This window comes from Variovorax sp. P1_H12_2 (assembly GCF_056405335.1).
Window position 1 is genome coordinate 1 of record NZ_JBFUCI010000057.1, and the last position, 21,055, is coordinate 21,055.

Annotated in this window: 17 protein-coding genes; 3 read left to right on the forward strand and 14 right to left on the reverse strand. The window is 69.1% G+C overall.

What is annotated here, in order from left to right; translation table 11 throughout:
• Positions 1-326 precede the first annotated feature (326 nt).
• On the forward strand, positions 327-1,529 hold the full coding sequence (locus AC1D2K_RS08655) for an ammonium transporter (protein ID WP_478087937.1): 1,203 nt from the start codon (positions 327-329) through the stop codon (positions 1,527-1,529).
• Positions 1,530-1,659: 130 nt separating this feature from the next.
• On the opposite strand, the gene AC1D2K_RS08660 is transcribed toward AC1D2K_RS08655, so the two are convergent.
• The 9 genes from AC1D2K_RS08660 to nirB all read right to left on the reverse strand — a co-directional run bounded on the left by AC1D2K_RS08660 (position 1,660) and on the right by nirB (position 11,670).
• Entirely contained in the window at positions 1,660-2,112 is a 453-nt protein-coding gene (locus tag AC1D2K_RS08660; protein ID WP_478087939.1) for an NUDIX domain-containing protein, read from the reverse strand.
• Positions 2,113-2,114: 2 nt separating this feature from the next.
• Positions 2,115-2,564, reverse strand: coding sequence for a GatB/YqeY domain-containing protein (locus AC1D2K_RS08665; protein WP_478087940.1), 450 nt, complete (start codon positions 2,562-2,564; stop codon positions 2,115-2,117).
• Between the two features lie 111 nt (positions 2,565-2,675).
• On the reverse strand, positions 2,676-2,888 hold the full coding sequence (rpsU, locus tag AC1D2K_RS08670) for a 30S ribosomal protein S21 (protein WP_007833691.1): 213 nt from the start codon (positions 2,886-2,888) through the stop codon (positions 2,676-2,678).
• A gap of 99 nt (positions 2,889-2,987) precedes the next feature.
• Positions 2,988-4,226, reverse strand: coding sequence for a BaiN/RdsA family NAD(P)/FAD-dependent oxidoreductase (locus tag AC1D2K_RS08675; RefSeq protein WP_478087942.1), 1,239 nt, complete (start codon positions 4,224-4,226; stop codon positions 2,988-2,990).
• A 10-nt stretch (positions 4,227-4,236) separates the two neighbouring features.
• Positions 4,237-5,025: a uroporphyrinogen-III C-methyltransferase gene (cobA, locus tag AC1D2K_RS08680; protein WP_478087944.1), complete on the reverse strand. Its 789-nt coding sequence runs from the start codon at positions 5,023-5,025 to the stop codon at positions 4,237-4,239.
• Positions 5,022-5,954: a DNA-binding protein YbiB gene (gene ybiB / locus AC1D2K_RS08685; RefSeq protein WP_478087946.1), complete on the reverse strand. Its 933-nt coding sequence runs from the start codon at positions 5,952-5,954 to the stop codon at positions 5,022-5,024. Before ybiB ends, cobA begins: the two co-directional genes overlap by 4 nt.
• Before the next feature lie 25 nt (positions 5,955-5,979).
• A complete protein-coding gene (locus tag AC1D2K_RS08690) occupies positions 5,980-8,799 on the reverse strand; it encodes a nitrate reductase (protein ID WP_478087948.1) in 2,820 nt (939 codons plus the stop codon).
• Positions 8,800-8,812: 13 nt separating this feature from the next.
• Positions 8,813-9,193 (reverse strand): nitrite reductase small subunit NirD, encoded by a 381-nt coding sequence (gene nirD, locus AC1D2K_RS08695; RefSeq protein WP_478087950.1) that lies wholly within the window; start codon positions 9,191-9,193, stop codon positions 8,813-8,815.
• 20 nt (positions 9,194-9,213) lie between these two features.
• The gene (gene nirB, locus AC1D2K_RS08700; protein WP_478087952.1) at positions 9,214-11,670 is read right to left on the reverse strand and encodes a nitrite reductase large subunit NirB; all 2,457 of its coding nucleotides are present in this window, start codon (positions 11,668-11,670) and stop codon (positions 9,214-9,216) included.
• Between the two features lie 64 nt (positions 11,671-11,734).
• On the opposite strand from nirB, the gene AC1D2K_RS08705 reads away from it, so the two are divergent.
• Positions 11,735-13,444, forward strand: coding sequence for a bifunctional protein-serine/threonine kinase/phosphatase (locus AC1D2K_RS08705; protein ID WP_478087954.1), 1,710 nt, complete (start codon positions 11,735-11,737; stop codon positions 13,442-13,444).
• 113 nt (positions 13,445-13,557) lie between these two features.
• Here the strand turns inward: AC1D2K_RS08705 and AC1D2K_RS08710 are convergent, their stop codons facing one another.
• Positions 13,558-14,826 carry an MFS transporter gene (locus AC1D2K_RS08710; RefSeq protein ID WP_478087955.1) on the reverse strand — a complete coding sequence of 423 codons (1,269 nt, stop codon included), beginning with the start codon at positions 14,824-14,826 and terminating at the stop codon, positions 13,558-13,560.
• A gap of 254 nt (positions 14,827-15,080) precedes the next feature.
• On the opposite strand from AC1D2K_RS08710, the gene AC1D2K_RS08715 reads away from it, so the two are divergent.
• On the forward strand, positions 15,081-16,376 hold the full coding sequence (locus AC1D2K_RS08715) for an ANTAR domain-containing protein (RefSeq protein WP_478087956.1): 1,296 nt from the start codon (positions 15,081-15,083) through the stop codon (positions 16,374-16,376).
• 70 nt (positions 16,377-16,446) lie between these two features.
• On the opposite strand, the gene AC1D2K_RS08720 is transcribed toward AC1D2K_RS08715, so the two are convergent.
• The 4 genes from AC1D2K_RS08720 to AC1D2K_RS08735 form a co-directional block, all read right to left on the reverse strand.
• Positions 16,447-17,256: an ABC transporter ATP-binding protein gene (locus AC1D2K_RS08720; protein WP_478087957.1), complete on the reverse strand. Its 810-nt coding sequence runs from the start codon at positions 17,254-17,256 to the stop codon at positions 16,447-16,449.
• A complete protein-coding gene (gene ntrB / locus AC1D2K_RS08725; RefSeq protein ID WP_478087959.1) occupies positions 17,253-18,164 on the reverse strand; it encodes a nitrate ABC transporter permease in 912 nt (303 codons plus the stop codon). Before ntrB ends, AC1D2K_RS08720 begins: the two co-directional genes overlap by 4 nt.
• Before the next feature lie 10 nt (positions 18,165-18,174).
• Complete coding sequence (locus AC1D2K_RS08730; protein WP_478087961.1) at positions 18,175-19,419, reverse strand: CmpA/NrtA family ABC transporter substrate-binding protein; 1,245 nt, start codon at positions 19,417-19,419, stop codon at positions 18,175-18,177.
• A gap of 323 nt (positions 19,420-19,742) precedes the next feature.
• Complete coding sequence (locus AC1D2K_RS08735; protein WP_478087962.1) at positions 19,743-21,020, reverse strand: nitrate- and nitrite sensing domain-containing protein; 1,278 nt, start codon at positions 21,018-21,020, stop codon at positions 19,743-19,745.
• Positions 21,021-21,055: the final 35 nt, after the last annotated feature.

The following is a 21,055-nucleotide window of genomic DNA, read 5'->3' on the forward strand; positions in this document are numbered from 1 at the left end:
GCCCACGAACGGGCGCGCTGCGCGCAGCCGTAGAAAAACCACAGCGCCGATTGATTTTGCCGGCGCAGCCAGGCCCGCTGGTGAAACACCGCGGAACCGGCTTTGCCGGGCCGCTGGTGTTGCCCCCGGCAGGGGGTGGGCGCCCGGACACGAAGTGCCGGGCAACCTGGGGGCGAGCAACATTTCGGTGCGCGATGCAGTGATGTGGAACACGAGGCACCGCAGTGAAGCGGATTTGGCACCAATTTTGCTTTCGATTGGCGCGTCAGCCGGGCAATCCGGCGTGAACGCACCACATCAACGCAAACTTCAACAAGCCAAACTTCATGGATGCACTGACTCGGGGCACGAACGCGCTATTTCTTCTTCTGGGCGCCATCATGGTGTTATCGATGCATGCGGGCTTCGCCTTTCTCGAACTGGGCACGGTACGCAAGAAGAACCAGGTCAACGCGCTGGTGAAGATCCTGGTCGATTTCTCAGTCTCGACCATCGTCTACTTCCTCGTCGGCTTCGGCGTCGCCTATGGCACGCACTTCTTCGTCGGCGCCGAGCAGCTGGCGCTCGGCAGCGGCTTCGAGCTGGTGCGCTTCTTCTTCCTGCTCACCTTCGCCGCCGCGATCCCGGCGATCATTTCGGGCGGCATCGCCGAGCGCGCCAAGTTCTGGCCGCAGCTCATCGCCACGGCGGTCATCGTGGGCTTCGTCTACCCGCTGTACGAGGGCATCGCCTGGAACCGGGCCTTTGGCATCCAGGACTGGCTGGTGCGGGTGACGGGCCATGAATTCCATGACTTCGCGGGCTCGGTCGTGGTCCACGCGATGGGCGGCTGGCTCGCGCTGCCGGCGGTGCTGCTGCTGGGCGCGCGCCGCAACCGCTACCGCGGCGACGGCTCGCTGAGCGCCCATCCACCGTCGAACATCCCGTTCCTGGCCCTCGGCGCCTGGGTCTTGTGCGTGGGCTGGTTCGGCTTCAACGTGATGAGCGCGCAGACGATCGACAAGATCTCCGGCCTGGTGGCGGTGAATTCGCTGATGGCCATGGTGGGCGGGACGCTGGTGGCGCTGGCGCTCGGCAAGAACGATCCGGGCTTCGTCTACAACGGCCCGCTGGCGGGCCTGGTGGCCGTTTGCGCGGGCTCCGACCTGATGCACCCGATCGGTGCGCTGGTGGTGGGTGGCGTGGCCGGCGCGATCTTCGTCAAGCTCTTCACCCTGACGCAGAACAAATGGAAGATCGACGACGTGCTCGGCGTCTGGCCGCTCCACGGGTTGTGCGGCACCTGGGGCGGCATCGCGGCGGGCATCTTCGGCACCCGGGCGCTGGGCGGCATCGGCGGCGTGAACCTGTGGGCCCAGCTCATCGGCGTCGCGATCGGCGTGGCTTGGGCACTGGTGGCGGGCGGCGCGGTCTACGGCGTGCTGCAGGCCACCCTCGGACTGCGTCTGTCGCAGGAAGAGGAGTACGAAGGAGCGGATTTGTCGATCCACCACATCAGCGCCACGCCGGAGCGCGAAGCGAGTTGGTGAGTGACTGACTCGCCCCCAGGTCGGGCTCACTGCGTGTAGCCCTCCCACCCCCTACCGGGGGCAACACCAGCGGCCCGGCGAAGCCGGTTCCGCGGTGTTTCACCAACGGGCCTGGCTGCGCCGGCCGGATTCAGGGGGCCAGGGCCGAGCGAACTTTCTCGATGACCCGGATGTAGGGGGCGGCGAAGTTGTCCAGCGGCGCGTCGTGCGTTAGCCAGCTGAAGCTGAACACCAGGCCGTCTTCCTCGGGGCTGCCGGAGGCGACGTGTTCGAAAGTCTCGGGCAGCGGCCCTTCGGCGCGCATCAGGTACAGGTGCCAGAGCTGCGGGTGGCGGCGCTTGTTGCCTTCGACGCCGGCCTCGCAGTCGCGGTCGATGGTGCCAAGCGGCAGCAGTTCACCCAGGTAGTCGATGCCGGATTCCTCCAGCAGTTCGCGCCGCACCGCGGCCTCGGGCGCTTCCCCGGCCTCGATGGTGCCCTTGGGCAGCTGCATGCCCCGGTCCTCGGGGTGGTGGAACACCAGCAGCCGGCCTCGGCCGTCGACCAGGCAGGCGCAGGCCTTGAGGACCGGGCTCGCCTTCACGTTCAGGCGCCCGCGAGCGCTGCCTTCACGGCGGCACTGACCTGGCCCATGTCGGCCTTGCCGGCCAGCCGGGTCTTGACCGCGCCCATCACCTTGCCCATGTCGCCCGGGCCCTTGGCGCCGAGCTCGGCGACGATCGCCTTGACCTCGGCCGCGACCTCTTCGGCGCTCATGCGCTGCGGCAGGTAGACCTCGAGCACCTTGATCTCGGCGGCTTCCTTGTCGGCCAGGTCGGTGCGGCCGCCCTGGGTGAAGGCGGTGACCGAGTCCTTGCGCTGCTTGACCAGCTTGTCGACGATCGCAACGACCATCGCGTCGTCGAGCTCGACCCGTTCGTCGACTTCCTTCTGCTTGAGGGCCGCGAGCAGCAGGCGGATGGTGCCCAGGCGCTCGGAGTCCTTGGCGCGCATCGCGGTCTTCATGTCTTCGGTGATCTGGTCCTTGAGGCTCATGGCAGGCTTTCGTAGATGGAGCGAAAAAACAAAAGCCGCGGCAGGTATTCCCTGGCGCGGCTCGATCCGGGCTGAACCGGGCGTCGGCCCGGGGGCCAACGCTGCAGGTGCTTAGTACAGCTTCTTGGGGAGCTGCATGCTGCGCACGCGCTTGTAGTGGCGCTTGACGGCCGCGGCCTTCTTGCGCTTGCGCTCGGCGGTCGGCTTTTCGTAGAACTCGCGGGCACGCAGGTCGGTCAGCAGGCCGAGCTTTTCGATGGTGCGCTTGAAGCGGCGCAGTGCGACGTCGAACGGCTCGTTTTCTTTTACGCGGATGGTGGTCATTTATGGATCGGTTGGTTGGATTTGGCCTGGAGAGATCGAAGCCCCGGGCCGGGGTTCCTCAACTGAAAAAAGGGGTGGGCCGTTGAGGGGTGGCCGAAGTTAGCCCGAGATTATAGCGTCAGCTTGGGGCCCTGGCGACAGTGCCTGAGCGCAGGCGTGCGCGCTGGCCCAGGCCCACTGGAAGTTGTAACCGCCGAGCCAGCCCGTGACGTCCACCACCTCGCCGATGAAATAGAGACCGGGCTGCTTCGATTCCATGGTCTGGGACGACAGGTCGCGGGTGTCGACGCCGCCGGCCGTGACTTCGGCCTTCTTGTAGCCCTCGGTGCCGCTGGGCGTTATCTGCCAGCGCGCGATGCGCTCCGCCAGCGCGGCCAGCGCCCGGTCGGCGGCTTCGTTGATGGGGCGCTGCAGTCCCGCGTCCTGGCCGACCCAGGCGTCCGCCAGCCGGGAGGGCACCAGCGCCGCCAGTTCGTTGCCGATCCGCTTGCGGGAGCGCTGCTTGGCATCGCCCAGCGCGGCCGCGACATCGGTGCCGGGCGCGAAATCGATGGTCAGCGGCGCCCCGGGCTTCCAGTAGCTCGAGATCTGCAGCACCGCCGGCCCCGACAGCCCGCGATGCGTGAAGAGGAGGTCTTCGTGGAACGTCATCCGTTCCTTCTTGCTGCCGGTCTCGATCTGCACCGGCAACGCAAGGCCGGCGAGGCCCGCATACGGCTCCCAGGCCTCGCCGCCGAAGGTCAGCGGCACCAGCGCCGGGCGCGGCGCGACCACGCGCAGGCCGAACTGCGCGGCGACCCGGTAGCCGAAGTCGCTGGCGCCGATCTGTGGGATCGAGAGGCCGCCGGTGGCGACCACCACGCGCGGTGTCCGGACCGGGCCGCGGCTGGTCTCGATCCGATAGCCGCCCTCGTCGGAAAAGGCGATCTCGCCGACGCTGCAGGGCTGCCAGTGCGCCACCCCGCCGGCCGCGCATTCGGCCAGCAGCATGTCGATGATCTGCTGCGAGGGGCCGTCGCAGAACAGCTGGCCCTTGTGCTTCTCGTGGAACGCGATGCCGTGGCGCTGCACCAGCGCGATGAACTGCTGCGGCGTGTAGCGCGACAGCGCCGAGCGGCAGAAGTTGGGGTTGTCGCCGATGAAGTGGCGCTGCGGCGCGCGCACGTCGAGATCGCGGTTGGTGAAGTTGGCGCGGCCGCCGCCCGAGATGCGGATCTTCTCGGCGATGCGCTCGGTGTGGTCGATGAGCAGCACCTTCAGGCCGCGCTGGCCCGCGAGGCTGGCGCAGAAGAGGCCGGCGGCGCCCGCGCCGATGACGACGACGTCGAAGGAGTTCAATGCGTCGCGCTCAGGTGCCGAAGCGTGTCGACGGCACGCCCGCCGCGGCCAGGCCGCGCAACACGTCGCCGACCACGATCACCGAGGGGCTCGCCATTTCCGCACGCGCGACGTCCGCGCGCAGTTCGGCGAGGGTGGTCACGAGGTGGCGCTGCTGCGGCAGGCTGGCGTGCTGGATCACGGCCACCGGCGTCGGGCCCGGCAGCCCGTGCAGCAACTCGTCCTGGATATGGGCCACGCCCGAGACGCCCATGTAGATCACCAGCGTGAGGCGGGCGTCGCGCGCGGTGGCAGCCAGTTGCCGCCAGTCGGTCGGATGATCGCCGGCCGCATGCCCGGTCTTCGCATGGCCGGTGACGAACACCACGCCCTGCGCATGGTCGCGGTGCGTGAGCGGCACGCCGAGTGCCGTGACGGCGGCCAGTCCGGCCGTGATGCCGTTGACCACCCGCACCTCGATGCCGGCCTCGCGCAGGTGCTCGACCTCCTCGCCGCCGCGGCCGAAGATGAAGGGGTCGCCGCCCTTCAACCGCACGACGGTCTCGCCCTCCTGGACCGCGGTGATCATGAGTCGCTCGATGAAGGCCTGCGGCGTGCTGCGGCAGCCGCCGCGCTTGCCGACGTGGACGATGCGCGCCCCCGGACGGGCATAGGCCAGGATCTCGTCGTTGACCAGGTCGTCGACCAGCAGCACGGTCGCGGCCTGGATCGCCTTGACCGCCTTGAGGGTCAGCAGTTCGGGGTCGCCGGGGCCGGCCCCGACCAGCGTGCAACTGCCCTGGAGTGAAAGAGGGATCATGGGGTCTCCGCGGTTTCGGTTTCTTGCGCCAGCTGCGCCAGTTGAAGGATCTGCGCGATCTGCTGCGCGATGGCATGAGGCAGCGGCAGCTCGCCGGCCAGCACGCGCCGCGTGTAGCCGGCGGTGGTCTCGACGTCGATTTCCCTGGGCAGGCCGGGCACCTCGGCCTGGGTGCCGGGCTGCTGCGCCTGCAGCGCGATGCGTTGCCCGCGCACGAAGCCGTCGACCTGCGCGGTGCGGCGCGGGTCGGCCACGCTCTCGCCCTCGAGGCCGCGCGAGAGCAGGGCGGTCATGCCGGTCAGCTCGAAAGTGGCGGCCATCGAGCGCGCGTACTCGGGATGGGTGTAGCTGCCGACCACCACGCAGTCGCCGAGGCCGGGCTGCATCAGCTTGACCACGCTGTGGCCGGGGTTGCGCAGGCCGACCACGCGACGGACGTCGAGCAGGCGCTTGAGGCCGGGGCTCAACAGTTCGGTGGGTGCGAACACCGTCTCGCCATCGGCGATCGGGCGGATCGCCGCCAGCGCCGGCACGTCGAGCGCGGCGAGCACGTTGGACGCCAGCACCCGGGTCGATTCGGTGGCCGCGCCATGCACCAGCACCGGCAGCCCTTCACGCGCCAGCAGGAGTGCCAGCAGCGGCGTCAGCACCGGCAGCCGGCGGGCGCCGTTGTAGCTCGGCAGCACCACCAGCGGTCGCCCGGTGGCCGGAAAGCGCGCCAGCCGGGCATGGGTGGCGTCGAGGAAGCCGGCCATCTCCTCGGGCGTCTCGCCCTTGATGCGCATCGCCAGGCAGAAGGCGCCCATCTCCAGGTCGGTGATGCTGCCGTCCAGCACCTGGCCGAACAGATCCGTGGCCTGCGCGCGGTCGAGCGACTTGGCGCCGCGTGCGCCGCGGCCGATTTCCTTGATGTAGTGACTGATTCCCATGGGTGCCCGGATTGTCCCGCATGCCTTATGCCGGTTGGGCAGTGGGCTTATGCCTCGCGGCGGAAGTGGCGCGCACCATGCGCTTGAGCTCGGGCAGGCAGGAGCCGCAGTTGGTGCCGCATTTCAAGGCCCCCTGGAGCCCCGCCAGCCGCTCATCGTCGGTCCCGGACCCGGCGGCCAGCTGGGCCTCGATCGCCGTCTGCGTGACGCCGAAGCAACTGCAGATGACCTTGCCGCGCGCGGCCACGCCGGCCGGTGCCGCCGCCCCGGGGCGCAGCAGCTGGCGGCCGTAGGCCTGGGCCGGCAGGCGGTCCTGCAGCAGCGCCTTGATCCAGGCTTCGGCGCGGGTGTCGCCGCCGAGCAGGAACCCCTCGAGACGGGCGTCGTCGCCATCGCGCACGAGGCGCACCGCGCGCCGTTGACCGCGCTTGACATCGGCGTAGCGCAGGGTGTCGCTGCCGCCCAGTGCCAGCAGGCCTTCGATCTGCGCCAGAACGGCATCGGGCGGGGCCTCGTAGGCCGCGGCGCGGAACAGGATGCCGGTGCGTTCGGGAGCGCCGCCTTCCAGCGCGCTGCCGGCGCCGAAGGGCACGCAGCTCGCGAACGGAAAGGACTGCATCAGCCCGCGCAGCACGCCGGCGGTGTCCAGCGCCGCATCCTGCGGCAGCCAGGCGGCGGCGAGCAGCGACCAGGGCAGTTCGGCCTTCAGGATCTTGACGGCCGCATGCTTGAGCTCGGGCTGCTTCGAGTCGGGGCAGAAGCTCGGCGTCGTGAGCGCGTTGACGCCCGCCAGCCGCTGGCCCGTGCTCGAGCTGCCGCTCAGGTACTCGCCGCCCCAGTGCATCGCGATGAAGGCCTGGGACAGGCCGACCTCGGCACTGGCGGCGAGGGGCAGCACGATCGATCCGCGGCGCGAGGTCACATGGACCAGGTCGCCCTCTGACAGCTGGCGGCGCGCCATGTCCTGCGGGTGCATCTGCACGCTCGGCTCGGCCGCGTGACCGAACAGCCGGCCCAGCGTGCCGGTGCGGCTCATGCCGTGCCATTGGTCGCGCAGCCGGCCGGTGTTGAGCGAGAACGGATAGCGCGCCTCGCGCGCTTCGGCCACGGGCTTGTAGGGCGTGTCGACGAAGCGGGCGCGGCCGTCGGGGGTGGGGAAGACGCCATCCTCGTAGAGCCGCGCGCGGCCCGTCGTCTCGCCCTCGCGCAGCGGCCATTGCTGGGGCGCGGCCTCGAGCATCGCGTAGCTCATGCCGGTGATGTCGAGGTCGCGGCCACGGGTGGTCTCGCGGTGCTCGTTCCAGACCGATTCGGCGGTGGCGTAGGGGAAGAGGGTGCTGGAGATGTCCGGGCGCGCCAGGCGCGCCTCGAGCTTGCGCGCGAAGTCCACGCCGATCGCCCAGTCGCCGCGCGACTGGCCGGGTGCCGGCACCGCCGGGCGCACGCGCGAGATGCGSCGYTCGCTGTTGGTGACSGTGCCTTCCTTCTCGCCCCAKGTGGTGGCCGGCAGCAGCAGGTCGGCGAAATCGCAGGTCGAGGTGGTGGAGAAGGCCTCCTGCACCACCACGAACTCGCAGCGCTCGAGCGCGCGGCGCACGGTCGCCTGGTCGGGCATCGACTGGGCGGGATTCGTGCAGGCGATCCACAGCGCGCGGATCTCGCCGTCGGCCGCGGCCTGGAACATCTCGACCGCGGTCTTGCCGGGTGTGGCAGGAACGGCCGGCACGCCCCACAGGGCCGCGACTTCTTCGCGGTGCTGCGGGTTCGCCAGGTCGCGGTGCGCCGACAGCAGGTTGGCCAGGCCACCCACTTCGCGGCCGCCCATCGCATTGGGCTGTCCGGTGAGCGAGAACGGTCCGGCGCCGGGCTTGCCGATCTGCGCGCTCGCCAGGTGCAGGTTGATCAGAGCGGCGTTCTTCGCCGTGCCCGAGGAGGACTGATTGAGCCCCTGGCAATAGAGGCTCAGTGTCGCCGCCGAGGTGGCGAACAGGCGCGCGGCCTGCAGCAGGTCGTCCTTGTCGATGCCGCAGATCTGCGCCACGCGGTCGGGCGTGCAATCGCGCACGGTGGCCTTGAGCGCGTCGAAGCCGCTGGTGTGCGCGGCGATGTAGCGGGCGTCGGTCCAGCCTTCCCACAGCATCAGGTGCAGCATGCCGTTGAACAGCATCACGTCGGTGCCCGGCTGGATTGGCAGGAACAGGTCGGCGATCTCGACCGTGTCGGTGCGGCGCGGGTCGGCCACGACGATCTTGAGCGCCGGGTTGGCGGCCTTCGCATCCTCGATGCGCCGGAACAGGATCGGGTGTGCCCAGGCCGTGTTGCTGCCGACGATGAACAGGCAGTCGGCGAACCCGAGGTCGTCGTAGCAGGCCGGCGGCGCATCGGCGCCCAGCGTCTTCTTGTAGCCGGCCACCGCGCTGCTCATGCACAGGCGCGAGTTGGTGTCGATGTTGTTGGTCCCGATCAGCCCCTTGGCGAGCTTGTTGAAGACGTAGTAGTCCTCGGTCAGCAACTGGCCGGAAACATAGAAGCCGACCGCGTCCGGGCCGTGGTCGCGAATCACCTGGGCGAACTTGTCGGCGGCCAGGTCGAGCGCCGGTTCCCAGCCGATGGCAACGGGTGCGGCCGTGCGCTCGGCCCGGCGCATCGGCTGCAGCAGCCGCGTCTGCCGCGTGACGGCGGCGCTCGCGGTCAGGTGCAGCGTCGAGCCCTTGGTGCAGAGCCGGCCGAAGTTGGCCGGGTGATCCGGGTCGCCGCGCACGCCGGTGATCTGCGCGCCATCGGATTCGATGATCACGCCGCAGCCCACGCCGCAATAGGGGCAGGTGGAGCGTGTTTGGTTCATGGTGTTCCTGAGGTCAAGCTGCGACGGGTCGTTTCGGGCCGGCGACCGGCCGCTCGAGGTCGGTGGCGTGGCTCGCCAGTTCCTCGCTGTCCAGATGCACCACGCCCTCCGTCACCTTGACCGCGAAGCGCGGCGTGCAGCCCTCGTCGGGCGACTTCGCGCAGCCGTCGTCGAGCCCGATCGCCCAGTTGTGCAGCGGACAGGCCACGCTGGTGCCGAACACGATGCCCTGGCTCAGCGGACCGCCCTTGTGCGGGCAGCGGTCGAGCAGCGCGAAGACCTGGTTCTCGGCATTGCGGAACACCGCGACGTCGACACCCGCGGGACGGGCCACGCGCCGCGCACCCAGCACGGGGATGTCGTCGACGCGGCAGATGGGTTTCCATTCGTTCATGGTCGTGCTCTCCCTTTTCTTCAAACGGTTTGTGCCAGCTTGTCGACCACCGCCACCGGGGTGAACTGCCGGACGTCGACCGAGGCCTGGCTCGACTCGAACCACGGATCGGGCTCGCCGTCGAGCGCGAACTGCAGCCGCTCCCACAGGGTCTTGCGGCCCTCGGCGTCCTCGAGGATCTTCTTCTTCACGTAGTCGAGCCCGACGCGCCCGATGTAGTGCACCGTGCGCTCCAGGTACCAGCCTTCCTCGCGGTACAGCTGCAGGAAGGCGCCGGCGTACTCCATCACCTCCTCGGAGGTCTTCACCTTGATCAGGAACTGCGCCACCTCGGTCTTGATGCCGCCGTTGCCGCCGACATAGATCTCCCAGCCCGAGTCGACGCCGATCACGCCGACGTCCTTGATGCCCGATTCGGCGCAGTTGCGCGGGCAGCCCGAGACCGCCAGCTTGACCTTGTGCGGCGAGTACATCGCCCACAGCGCGCGTTCCAGGTCCTTGCCCAGCTGGGTCGAATCCTGGGTGCCGAAGCGGCACCACTCGCTGCCGACGCAGGTCTTCACGGTCCGCAGCGACTTCGCATAGGCGAAGCCGGAGGGCATCCCGATGTCCTTCCAGACGTTCTCGAGGTCTTCCTTCTTCACGCCCAGCAGGTCGATGCGCTGGCCGCCCGTGACCTTGACGGTCGGGATCTTGTACTTGTCGGCGGCATCCGCGATGCGGCGCAGCTCGTCGGGGGTGGTGTGGCCACCCCACATGCGCGGGATCACCGAGTAGGTGCCGTCCTTCTGGATGTTGGCGTGGCTGCGCTCGTTGACGAAGCGGCTCTGCGGATCGTCCTTGGCCTCCTTGGGCCAGGTCGAGATCAGGTAGTAGTTGATGGCCGGCCGGCAGGTGGCGCAGCCGTTGGGCGTGCGCCAGCCGAGATTGCGGTAGACCTCGTCGTGGGTCAGGTAGTGTTCCTTGCGGATCGCCTCGCGCACGTCCTGGTGGCTGACGTCGGTGCAGCCGCAGACCGCCTTCTTCTTCGGCGTCGCCGAGTAGTCGCCGCCGGCCGTGAACATCAGGATCTGCTCGACCAAGCCGGTGCACGAGCCGCAGGAGGCGCTGGCCTTGGTGTGCTTCTTGACCTCCTCGAGCGTGAACAGGCCGCGGTCCTTGATGGCCTTGCAGATGGTGCCCTTGGTGACACCGTTGCAGCCGCAGACCTCGGCCTCGTCGGGCATCGACGCCGCCTTGCTGTGGCCCTCGTGGCCGGTGTCGCCGATGTTCGATTCGCCGAACATCAGCTTGTCGCGGATGTCGTGCACGCTGCGGCCGTCGCGCAGGAGCTTGAAGTACCAGCTGCCGTCGACCGTGTCGCCGTAGAGGCAGGCGCCGACCAGCTTGTCGTCCTTGATGACCAGCTTCTTGTAGACGCCGCCGAAGGGGTCGCTCATCACGATCTCCTCGGTGCCTTCGCCGCCCATGAACTCGCCGGCCGAAAACAGGTCGATGCCCGTGACTTTGAGCTTGGTCGAGGTCAGCGAGCCCAGGTAGCGGCCGATGCCGAACTGCGCCAGGTGGTTGGCCGCCACCTTGGCCTGCTCGAACAGCGGCGCCACCAGGCCATAGGCGATGCCGCGATGCGCCGCGCATTCGCCGACCGAGTAGATCCGGGCGTCGGTCACGGTCTGCATCGTGTCGCTGACCACGATGCCGCGGTTGACGTGCAGCCGGGCGCGCTCGGCCAGTTCGGTGTTGGGCCGGATGCCGACCGCCATCACGACCAGGTCGGCTGCGACCTCGGTGCCGTCCTTGAAGCGGATCGCGGTGACGCGGCCTTCGGGGCCGCCGACCAGTTCCTGCGTCTGCGCGCCCATCAGGAACTTCAGGCCGCGGTCCTCCAGCGACTTCTGCAGCAGCTTGCCCGCGACGTCGTCGAGCTGGCGCTCCATCAGCCAGGGCATCACGTGCACCACGGTCACGGTCATGCCGCGCAGCATCAGGCCGTTGGCCGCTTCCAGCCCCAGCAGCCCGCCGCCGATCACCACCGCGTTCTTGTGCGTGCGGGCGGTCTCGATCATGTAGTCGGTGTCGGCGATGTCGCGGTAGGCGATCACGCCCTTCAGGTCGCGGCCGGCCACCGGCAGCATGAAGGGATTGGAGCCGGTGCACAGCAGCAGCCGGTCGTACGCGGCCTCGGTGCCGTCCTCGGCGCGCACGATGCGCTTCACGCGGTCGATCTCGACCACCTTCTTGCCGGCGTGCAGCGTGATGTGGTTCTCGGTGTACCACTCCCAGCTGTTGAGCACGATCTCGTCGACAGTCTGCTCGCCGGCCAGCACCGGCGACAGCAGGATGCGGTTGTAGTTGGGGTGCGGCTCGGCGCCGAACACCGTGATGTCGTAGAGATCGGGCTCGATCTTCAGCAGCTCTTCGAGCGTGCGCACGCCGGCCATGCCGTTGCCGACCATCACGAGTTTCATCTTCTTCATGGGGCTGGACCTTTCCTGGATTCAATCAAGCGAGTTGCCCAGGGCGCGCGTGGAGAATCGCGCCATGAGCTTTGAAGTGGACATCGGCTACAGCAGCCAGCGCGGGCCGCGCGAAGTCAACGAGGATTTCGCCGGCACCGTGCATGCGCCGCCCGGCGAGGAGACGCGCGGGCTGATCGCCGCCATCGCCGACGGCGTGTCCACCGGCGGCCGGGGACTGGAGGCCGCGCAGACCACGGTGATGGGACTGCTGGCCGACTATTTCGCGACGCCCGACACCTGGGAGCCGACGGCCGCGCTGGACCGGCTGATCGGCGCCCAGAACGCCTGGCTGGCCGACCACAACCGGCGCCGGCAGGGCGGCGGCACTGCGCTCACCACGCTCACCGCGCTGGTGCTGCACGGCCAGACCTACACGCTGGCGCATGTCGGCGACACGCGCGCCTGGCGGGTGCGCGAGGGCGGCGAGCCGGCCGTGGCGCTGACCCAGGACCACGCCTTCGAGCACCCGGACCTGCGCAGCCGGCTCACGCGTGCGATCGGCCTGGATGACCAGGTGCGGGTCGACTACGCGCAGGGCGACGTGCGCGTCGGCGATTGCTTCGTGCTGAGTTCCGACGGCGTGCACGGCGTGCTCAAGGCGCAGCAGCTGGCCCGGTTCGCGCTGCAGGGCACGGCGCTGGAGGGGAGCGAGGCGCTGGTGCGGGCGGCCCTGGCGGCCGGCACGCGCGACAACGCCACCGCGCTGGTGATCCGCGTCATCGGGCTCGATGCGCGCCAGCTCGACGACGAACTCGGCGATGTCCGCCGCCTGGCGCCGCCGGCTGCATTGAAGGTGGGCGACACGCTCGACGGCTACGTCATCACGGCACGGGTGGCCGACACCGGCGTGCACCTGCTCTACCAGGCGCGCCACCCGGTCACGCGGGAACTGGTCGCCCTCAAGACCTTGCATCCCTCGCGCGCTGGCGACCCGCAGGAGCGCGCCATGCTGGCGCACGAGGCCTGGCTGGGCCTGCGCGTCAGCGCGCGCGCCGACAGCGGCTTCGTGCGCGTGCACGAACGTGCCGAGGATGCGAGCGCGCTCTACATCGTGTTCGACTGGCACGGCGGCCGGACGCTCGAGCAGTTGCAGAAATCCGGCCACCGCAGCAGTGCCGCCGAGGTGGTTGCCGCGGCCATCGCCGTCGCGAAGGCGCTGGGCCGGCTGCACCGTCACGGTGTGGTGCACCGCGACATCAAGCCGGGCAACCTGCACCTGGGCGAGGACGGCCGCTGGCGCATCCTGGACCTGGGCGTGGCGCTGTCCGGCCGCGAGGGTGCCGCGCAGCGCGAACTGCATGCCGGCACGCCGAGCTACATCAACCCGGAGCAGTGGGAGGACGCCGGCGCCGATGCGGGGAGCGACCTGTTTGCGCTTGGCGTCACGCTCTACCAATGGCTCGCGGGACGCCTGCCCTACGGCGAGATCGAGCCCTACCAGCTGGCACGGTACCGGCGCGACCCGGCCGCGCTCTCGCGCATCCGCCCCGACGTGCCGGTCTGGCTCGACCACCTGGTGTGCAAGGCGGTGGCGCGCGATCCCCGCCAGCGCTTCGAGACTGCCGAGGAACTGCTGCTGGCGCTGGAGCGCGGCGCCTCGCGCCCGATCGGTGCGCCGGGCGCCACGCCCCTGATCCGCCGCGATCCGGCTGCGCTCCTCAAGATCGCGCTGGCCGTGTCGCTGCTGTTCAACGCACTGCTCGTGTTCTGGCTGCTGTTCCTGCCGAAATAGGCACTCCCCCAGGCTCGCGCACTGCGTGTCGCTCGCCACCCCCTCGCCGGGGGCGATGCCAGCGGCCCGGCGAAGCCGGTTCCGCGGTATCTCTGGCATCAGGATGGTGCGGTTCATGCGTTTCGGGCCTTGGGAGACTTCGGGGCATTCGCAGCCGCCGGTGGATGCGCCACGACCCGCGCGCGGCCGCCTTTTTCGGCCCAGGTGCGGGTCCAGCGGATCTGCATCGCGCGCATCACGCCGAGCATCACCAGCGACAGCGCAGCGAAGAAGACGAAGCCCCAGGTGTAGCTGCCCAGGTATTGCTTGGACAGGCCCATCGCGTTGGGCACCAGGCCGCCGCCGAGGGCGCCGATCTCGCCGATCATCGAGCCGGCCACCGCGGTGCTGGCCGGCCAGCGCAGCGGCACCAGCTGGAACAGCGCGCCGTTGCCCGCGCCCAGCGCCGCGAAGCAGACGATCAGCAGCAGCGTGGTGAGCACCAGCGATGCCGACGAGAGGCCCACCAGCACGAGGCCGACTGCCACCACCGCCAGCACCAGGGTCAGCGTGTTGACGCCGCCCCAGCGGTCGGAGATCCAGCCGCCGATCACCCGCACCGCGGCGCCCATGAATGCGGCCAGCATGGTCAGCTGGCCGGCCTGCACCTTGCTCACGCCGAACTGGTCGTAGTAGTAGGAGGGCAGGAAGGTGGTGAGGCCGATGAAGCCGCCGAAGGTGACGCCGTAGATCAGGCTGAACACCCAGCCGTCCTTCTCGAACAGGCAGGCGATGTGCTCGCGGAAGCTGGCGTGGCTGTCGATGTCCGGCGGTTCCTTGGCGAACACGATCATCACGATCATCGGCAGCAGGATCGCGCCGGCCGCGACGCCGTAGACGCTCTGCCAGCCCAGCCACTGCGCCAGCGGCGGCGCCACCAGCACCGACACCGCGGTGCCGACGTTGCCGGCACCCACCAGGCCCATCGCGAGGCCCTTGTGCTGCGGCGGGAACCAGCCCGAACCCAGCGACAGCGCGACACCGAAGCTGGCGCCCGCGATGCCCAGCAGCACGCCCATGGCGAGCAGGTCGTTGAAGCTCTTCACCATGAAGAAGCCGAACAGCATCGCCACCGCGATCAGTCCCATCTCGACCAGGGTCGCGTTCTTGCGGCCGATGTATTGCGACAGGATGCCGAGCGGAAAGCGCATCAGCGCGCCCGCGATGATCGGCACCGACAGCATCAGCCCCTTCTGCGCCGGCGAGAGGTCGAAGGTCTCGCCGATGAAGGGCGCCATGGCGCCGTTGAGCACCCAGATGCAGCACGAGAACGAGAAGTACAGGAAGGCCGCGAACAGCGTCGGGCCGTGGCCTGAATGCAGAAAGGTCTTGAAGCTGGACATCGTGTTCAGTGCGAAATGCCGCGGCCCGGCCGTGCGAGGGCCGTGTCGTCGGACAGGGTTGGGGAGATGTGGCCGCGGCGACAGCCGGTGGCCTGACGGGTGTGCCCGGCCTTGGCGTTGCCGGACTGCGGGCAGGATCCTGCCGCTTCACCAAGGCGGTGCTTCGTTACACCGCGCCTTGAATCAAGCAAGGGGCGTGCCAGCAATCGCCTGCTGGCCTGGCCTATGCTTTGCATCGCTTTCCCTGCCCCACCGTGAACCCACTTCTTGTCGTCCTGCCCCCCGAAACCATCGATGGCGCGCTGCCTGCGGCGCTCGCACAGGCGCTGGCCGGGTGCGGCATCGCGCCCGTCGCCTGCGTCGCTTGCGGCGACATGGTGCGCCAGGCCGAGGCATCGGCACCGCGACAGATCCTGATCTGGCTGCCCGCATGTGCGCCCGAAGCGCTGCCCGAAGCGCTGCTCGGGGCGCTGCGTGCCTGGTCGGGCGGGCCGCCTTGCGCCCTGAGCCTGGTCAGCGCGCCCTTGGACGCCGGCGTGCACGAGCAACTGGTGGCGCTCGGCGTGCACGGTTGGACGCCGGTCGAGCGGCTCGATGCGCCAACGCTGGCTGCGTTGCTGGTTCGTGCCCGGGCCCGCTGGCAGCGCGAGGCCGCGCTGCGCACCGAGATGGATGCTTTTCGCACCCGCCTGGACGAGCGCAAGTGGATCGACCGCGCCAAGGGCCTGCTGATGTCGGCGCGCGGCATCGGCGAGGACGAGGCCTTCGGCCTCCTGCGCGGCGCCGCGATGCATGCCAACCTGCGGCTCGGCGAGGTCTCGCGCTCGGTGCTCGAGGCCGCGCAGTGGGCCGATGCGATCAACCGCGCCGGCCAGCTGCGCATGCTGTCGCAGCGGCTGGTGCGGGTGGCGGCGCAGGCACTGGCCGGCATCGATGCGCGGCGCGCCCGGGTGCTGCGCACGCAATCCGTCGAGCGGGTGCAGCACAACCTGGATCATCTCGCCACCCTGGCGCTGGGCGAGGCCGGCACCGGGGCGCTGGCTCGGGTGCGCAGCGCCTGGCAAGACCTGGAAACGGCACTGTCGGCGCGGCTGGCGGCGCCCGCGCTGCTCGGGATCGATGCGCGGGCCGAGGGCCTGCTCCTGGCCGCCGAAGCGCTGACCGACGCGCTCGAAGCCTCCGGCGCGCGCCGGGGGCTGCGCATCGTCAACCTCTGCGGCCGCCAGCGCATGCGTGCGCAGCGGCTGGCGAAGGACGCGCTGCTGGCGTCGATGCTGCCCGCGGCGCGATCGCAGGAGCGGCTGGCGCCGACCATGGACGAATTCGAAGCCGCGCTGCGGGAACTCGAACAGGCGCCGCTGAGCTCGCCCGAGATCCGTGCCGCGTTGGCGATCGCGCGCGACGAATGGCTCCACCTCATGCGCGGCGTGCGCGGCCTCGACAGCGCCGAGGGGCGCGCATCGCTGGTGCGCTCCAGCGATGCGCTGGTCGACACCTTCGAGCAGCTCACGGCCTCGTACGAGCACAGTCTGCAGGTCATCATGTCGTGACTCCCGGTGCGCGAGAGGCCGTGCGAGAGGCCGTGCGAGGGGCCGTGAGAGGGACCGTGAGAGGGACCGCTCAGGCCGCGACCTTTTCCACATGCGCCTGGCGCGTGTAGAGAAAGTCGATCACGGCCTTGCGCGCGTGCACGTACACCGGGTCCTCGGCCAGTTCCACGCGGTTGCGCGGCCGCGCGATGTCGACCGCCAGCACCTCGCCGATGGTGGCGGCCGGGCCGTTGGTCAGCATCACGATGCGGTCCGACAGCAGCACGGCTTCATCGACGTCGTGCGTCACCATGACCACCGTGCTGCGGGTCTTCTGCACGATGGCCAGCAGTTCGTCCTGCAGCTTGGCGCGCGTGAGCGCATCGAGGGCGCCGAAGGGCTCGTCCATCAGCAGCACCTTGGGTTCCATCGACAGCGCGCGGGCGATGCCGACGCGCTGCTTCATGCCGCCCGAGATCTCGCCAGGCCGCTTCTGTGCCGCCGGCGTCAGGCCGACCAGTGCCAGCGCCGCTTCGGTGCGGGCCTTGAGCTGCGCCCTGTTCTCGGTCGCCGCGAACACGCGCTCGACCGCGAGGTAGACGTTCTCGTAGCAGGTCAGCCAGGGCAGCAGCGAGTGGTTCTGAAACACCACCGCGCGCTCCGGGCCCGGCCCCTTGATCTCGCGGTTGGCGCACAGCAGCACGCCCTGGGTCGGCGTCGTCAGCCCGGCGATCAGGTTCAGCAGCGTCGACTTGCCGCAGCCCGAGTGGCCGATCAGCGTGATGAACTCGCCCTTGGCGACGTTCAGGTTGACGTCGCGCAGCGCCAGGAAGCTGCCCTTGGCGGTCTTGAAGCGCTGCTCGACGCCCTGGACCGCGATGTACTTGCTGTCGTCGTTCATTGCTTGACCTCTTCGAACGTGAACGCGGTGGCGATCCTGATGAGCGCGAACTCGAGCACCAGGCCGACGATGCCGATGACGAAGATCGCGATGATGATGTTGGCGACGTTGAGGTTGTTCCACTCGTCCCAGACCCAGAAGCCGATGCCGACGCCGCCGGTCAGCATCTCGGCTGCGACGATCACCAGCCAGGCGGTGCCGACCGCCAGACGCACGCCGGTCAGCATGTAGGGCAGCACGGCGGGGAACAGGATCTTGGTGAAGATCTTCCACTCGCTGAGATTCAGCACCCGGGCGACGTTCATGTAGTCGCTGGGCACGCGCTGCACGCCGACCGCGGTGTTGATGATCATCGGCCAGATCGAGCAGATGAAGATGGTCCAGATGGCGGCCGGATTGGCGCCCTTGAAGACCAGCAGGCCTATCGGCAGCCAGGCCAGCGGCGACACCGGCCGCAGCAGGCTGATCAGCGGATTGAACATGCGCGAGAGGAACTCGAAGCGTCCGATCGCGAAGCCGGCCGGTATGCCGACCGCGGCCGCCAGCCCGAAGCCCAGCGCCACGCGCTGCAGCGACGAGAGCACGTTCCAGCCCACGCCCTGGTCGTTCGGCCCCTTGCTGTAGAACGGATCGCTGAAGACCGTGAGCGCCTGCTGCCAGGTTGCGAGCGGCGACGGAAAACCGGTGGTGCTCCTGAGCGCCACCAGTTCCCAGACCAGGACCAGCAGCGCGAAGCCCAGCAGCGGCGGCAGCACGCGCAGCCAGACGGCGCGGAAGTCGCGAGGCACGCGGGGCGTGGGCTCGACCGCGGCGGCGAAGAGCGACGCCGCCGGCCTGGCGACGCTCTTCGATGCCGGCGGCATCACCGGCTTGGCTTCGAGCGGGGAGTGGAAGACGGCACTGACCATGGTGGGCTCCTCAGGCGTGGACCTTGAACGAATCGGCATACTGCTTCGGGTTCTTGCCGTCCCAGACGACGCCGTCGAACAGCTTGCTGCTGCGCATCGTCTCCTTCGGCACCGCGGTCCTGGTGGCGGCGGCGGCCTGCTTGTAGATGTCGATCTGGTTGATCTGCGTTGCCACCTGCAGGTAGTCCGGATGTTCCTTCAGCAGGCCCCAGCGCTTGTGCTGCGTGAGGAACCACATGCCGTCCGACAGGTACGGGTAGCTGACCGCGCCGTCGGCGTAGAACTTCATGTAGTTCGGGTCGTCCCAGCTCTTGCCGAGGCCGTTGGTGTAGCGCCCCAGGATGCGCTGGTTGATCGCGTCCACGCTGGTGTTGACGTAGCTCTTGTCGGCGATGGTCTCGGCCATCTTGTTCTTGTTCTGCAGGCCGGCGTCGATCCACTTGCCGGCCTCGAGGATCGCGGCGGTCACGGCGCGCGCCGTGTTCGGATACTTCTTCACGAACTCGCCGGTGGTGCCGAGCACCTTCTCCGGATGGTCCTTCCAGATGTCCTGGGTGGTGATGGCCGTGATGCCGATGCCGTCCATGATCGCGCGCTGCCCCCAGGGTTCGCCGACGCAGTAGCCGTCCATGTTGCCCACGCGCATGTTGGCCACCATCTGCGGCGGCGGCACGGTGATCACCTTGGCATCCTTGAGCGGGTTGATGCCGTTGGCCGCCATCCAGTAGTAGAGCCACATCGCATGGGTGCCGGTGGGGAAGGTCTGGGCAAAGGTGTACTCGGCCTTTTCGCCGGCCATCACCTTGGCCAGCGAGGCGCCGTCGACCGCGCCCTTGTCGGCCAGCTTCTTCGACAGCGTGATCGCCTGGCCGTTGTTGTTGAGCGTCATCAGGACGGCCATGTCCTTCTTCGGGCCGCCGATGCCCAGGTGCACGCCGTAGACCAGGCCGTAGAGCACGTGGGCGAAGTCGAGTTCGCCGTTGACCAGCTTGTCGCGCACGCCGGCCCAGCTGGCTTCCTTGCTCGGCACGATCTTGACGCCGTACTTCTTGTCGATGCCGAGCACCGAGGCCATCACGACGCTGGCGCAGTCGGTCAGCGGGATGAAGCCGATCCTGACTTCCTCCTTCTCGGGCTTGTCCGAGCCCTGGGCCCAGACGGCGGCGCGCAGCGCGGGATCGAGCCCGACCACGCCCGCGGCGGCGGCCTGCAACACACGGCGGCGACTCAGTTTTGGTTTCAGCGCATCGGTCATGGGGCGAACTCCGGAGATGAAAAGTCGATTCGGAAAAACGAAAAGGCGTCCTCGCCGCGCACGGGCCGCTCGAAGTCGAGCCCCTGCGGGGTAAGGACGCCTTTGTCCGGTTCGGTGGGCCGCACCCGCCGTTGGATGCCACCTGCCTGAAGACCTTCGTCGGTCTATGCCTCGAGCGATTGCAAGCAGCGTGCCAGCAACCGTGGCGCTATGAAAAAGAGAGCGTCAATGGTTCACCGGGGCTTGCCATCCACCGGATCTGGAGCGAAACGCATGCGCTGCGCATCGCTTGTGCAGTGCACCATTCCGGGCCTGCGACGCACTCAGGAAGCCCTGTCGTCGGGCAGGTACTCGGCCATCGCGAGCACCGATTCGGCGACCTCGACCAGCCGCCGGCCCTGGTTCATCGCGGTCCGGCGCAGCATCTTGTGCGCTTCCTCCTCGCTGATGCGCCGGTGCGCCATCAGGAGCCCCTTGGCGCGCTCGACCAGCTTGCGCTCGTTGAGGGCGGCGCGCACGGTCTCGAGTTCGTCGCCCATGGCCTGCAGCCGGCGCGACTGCTCCTGCACCATGTCGAGAATGGAGCGTTCGAGTTGCTTGCCGTAAGGCGCACTGGCGGCCGGCGTGGCCGCGGCGGCCGGCGTCGCCACCGCATCGAGGAAGAAGTCCGCCGCGGCGCCGCCGGTATCCTGCAGGCTGGCCAGCAGCGCCTCGTGCGCCTGCAGCTCGGCGCGAGCCTGCGCCGTCTTCTGTTCGCAGAGCTGCCGCAGGTCGGCGGTCAACCGCTCCTCGACCGCCTGCATGGCGTCGATRCGGCGCGTGCAGCAGTCGAACCAGACCTGGCTCAACTCGGTGTCGAGCCACACGCCCGCCGGCGCGGCGCAGGCGATGCGGCGCAGGCGCTCCTGTTCGGCGACTTGCGCCGGCGCCCTGACCGAGGCCCAGAGCTCGCCCAGGCCGGATGCCGAGAACTCGGCAAAGCGCTGGAAGCAATGTTCCTGCGAGGCGATCAGGTGCAGCCATTGCTGCTGGCGCGCGCTGTCGTTGTAGCCCGAGGCGAAGGCCGCGGCGCCGCAGGCGCGTTCCTGGCCMGCGAACTCCTTGCCCTGCATGAAATTGAACAGCGCCACCAGCCGGCGCGAGATCTCGGGGTCGGTGGCGCCGTCGGCGGCCTCGAAGACCACCGCGATGAGACCGGCGACCAGCTTGACGAAGGCCGCGGTCGAACGGCCGGCATCGAGCTCCATCGCGCCGATGCGCTGCCGCAGCGCGGGCAGGGCGTCCAGCCCGGGCAGCACCCAGGCGATGCGGCTGAAGAGGCGCGCGCCGTTGCCGACCCGGCCGCCTTCGGCCTCGAGCTGGTCGAAGGCCAGGCGCACGGCTTCCTCGTGCCGCAGGCAGTCGGCGATCTGTTCCTTGCGCTGCGAGGCGAAGCGCCGGCCGCCCGATGCCAGAAAGACATTGGAGATGCCGCGCTCCCGCTGCAGCGCATGGACCAGCCGGGCGATCGTCGCCACCAGCTCGCTGGTGCGCGCGAGCTGCTCCAGCGCGTCGATCTCGCATCGCAGGGCGCCGACCAGGAAGCTCAAAGCGGATTTCATCGTGACTCTTCGAGTTTGCTCTCTGTGTTGCATGA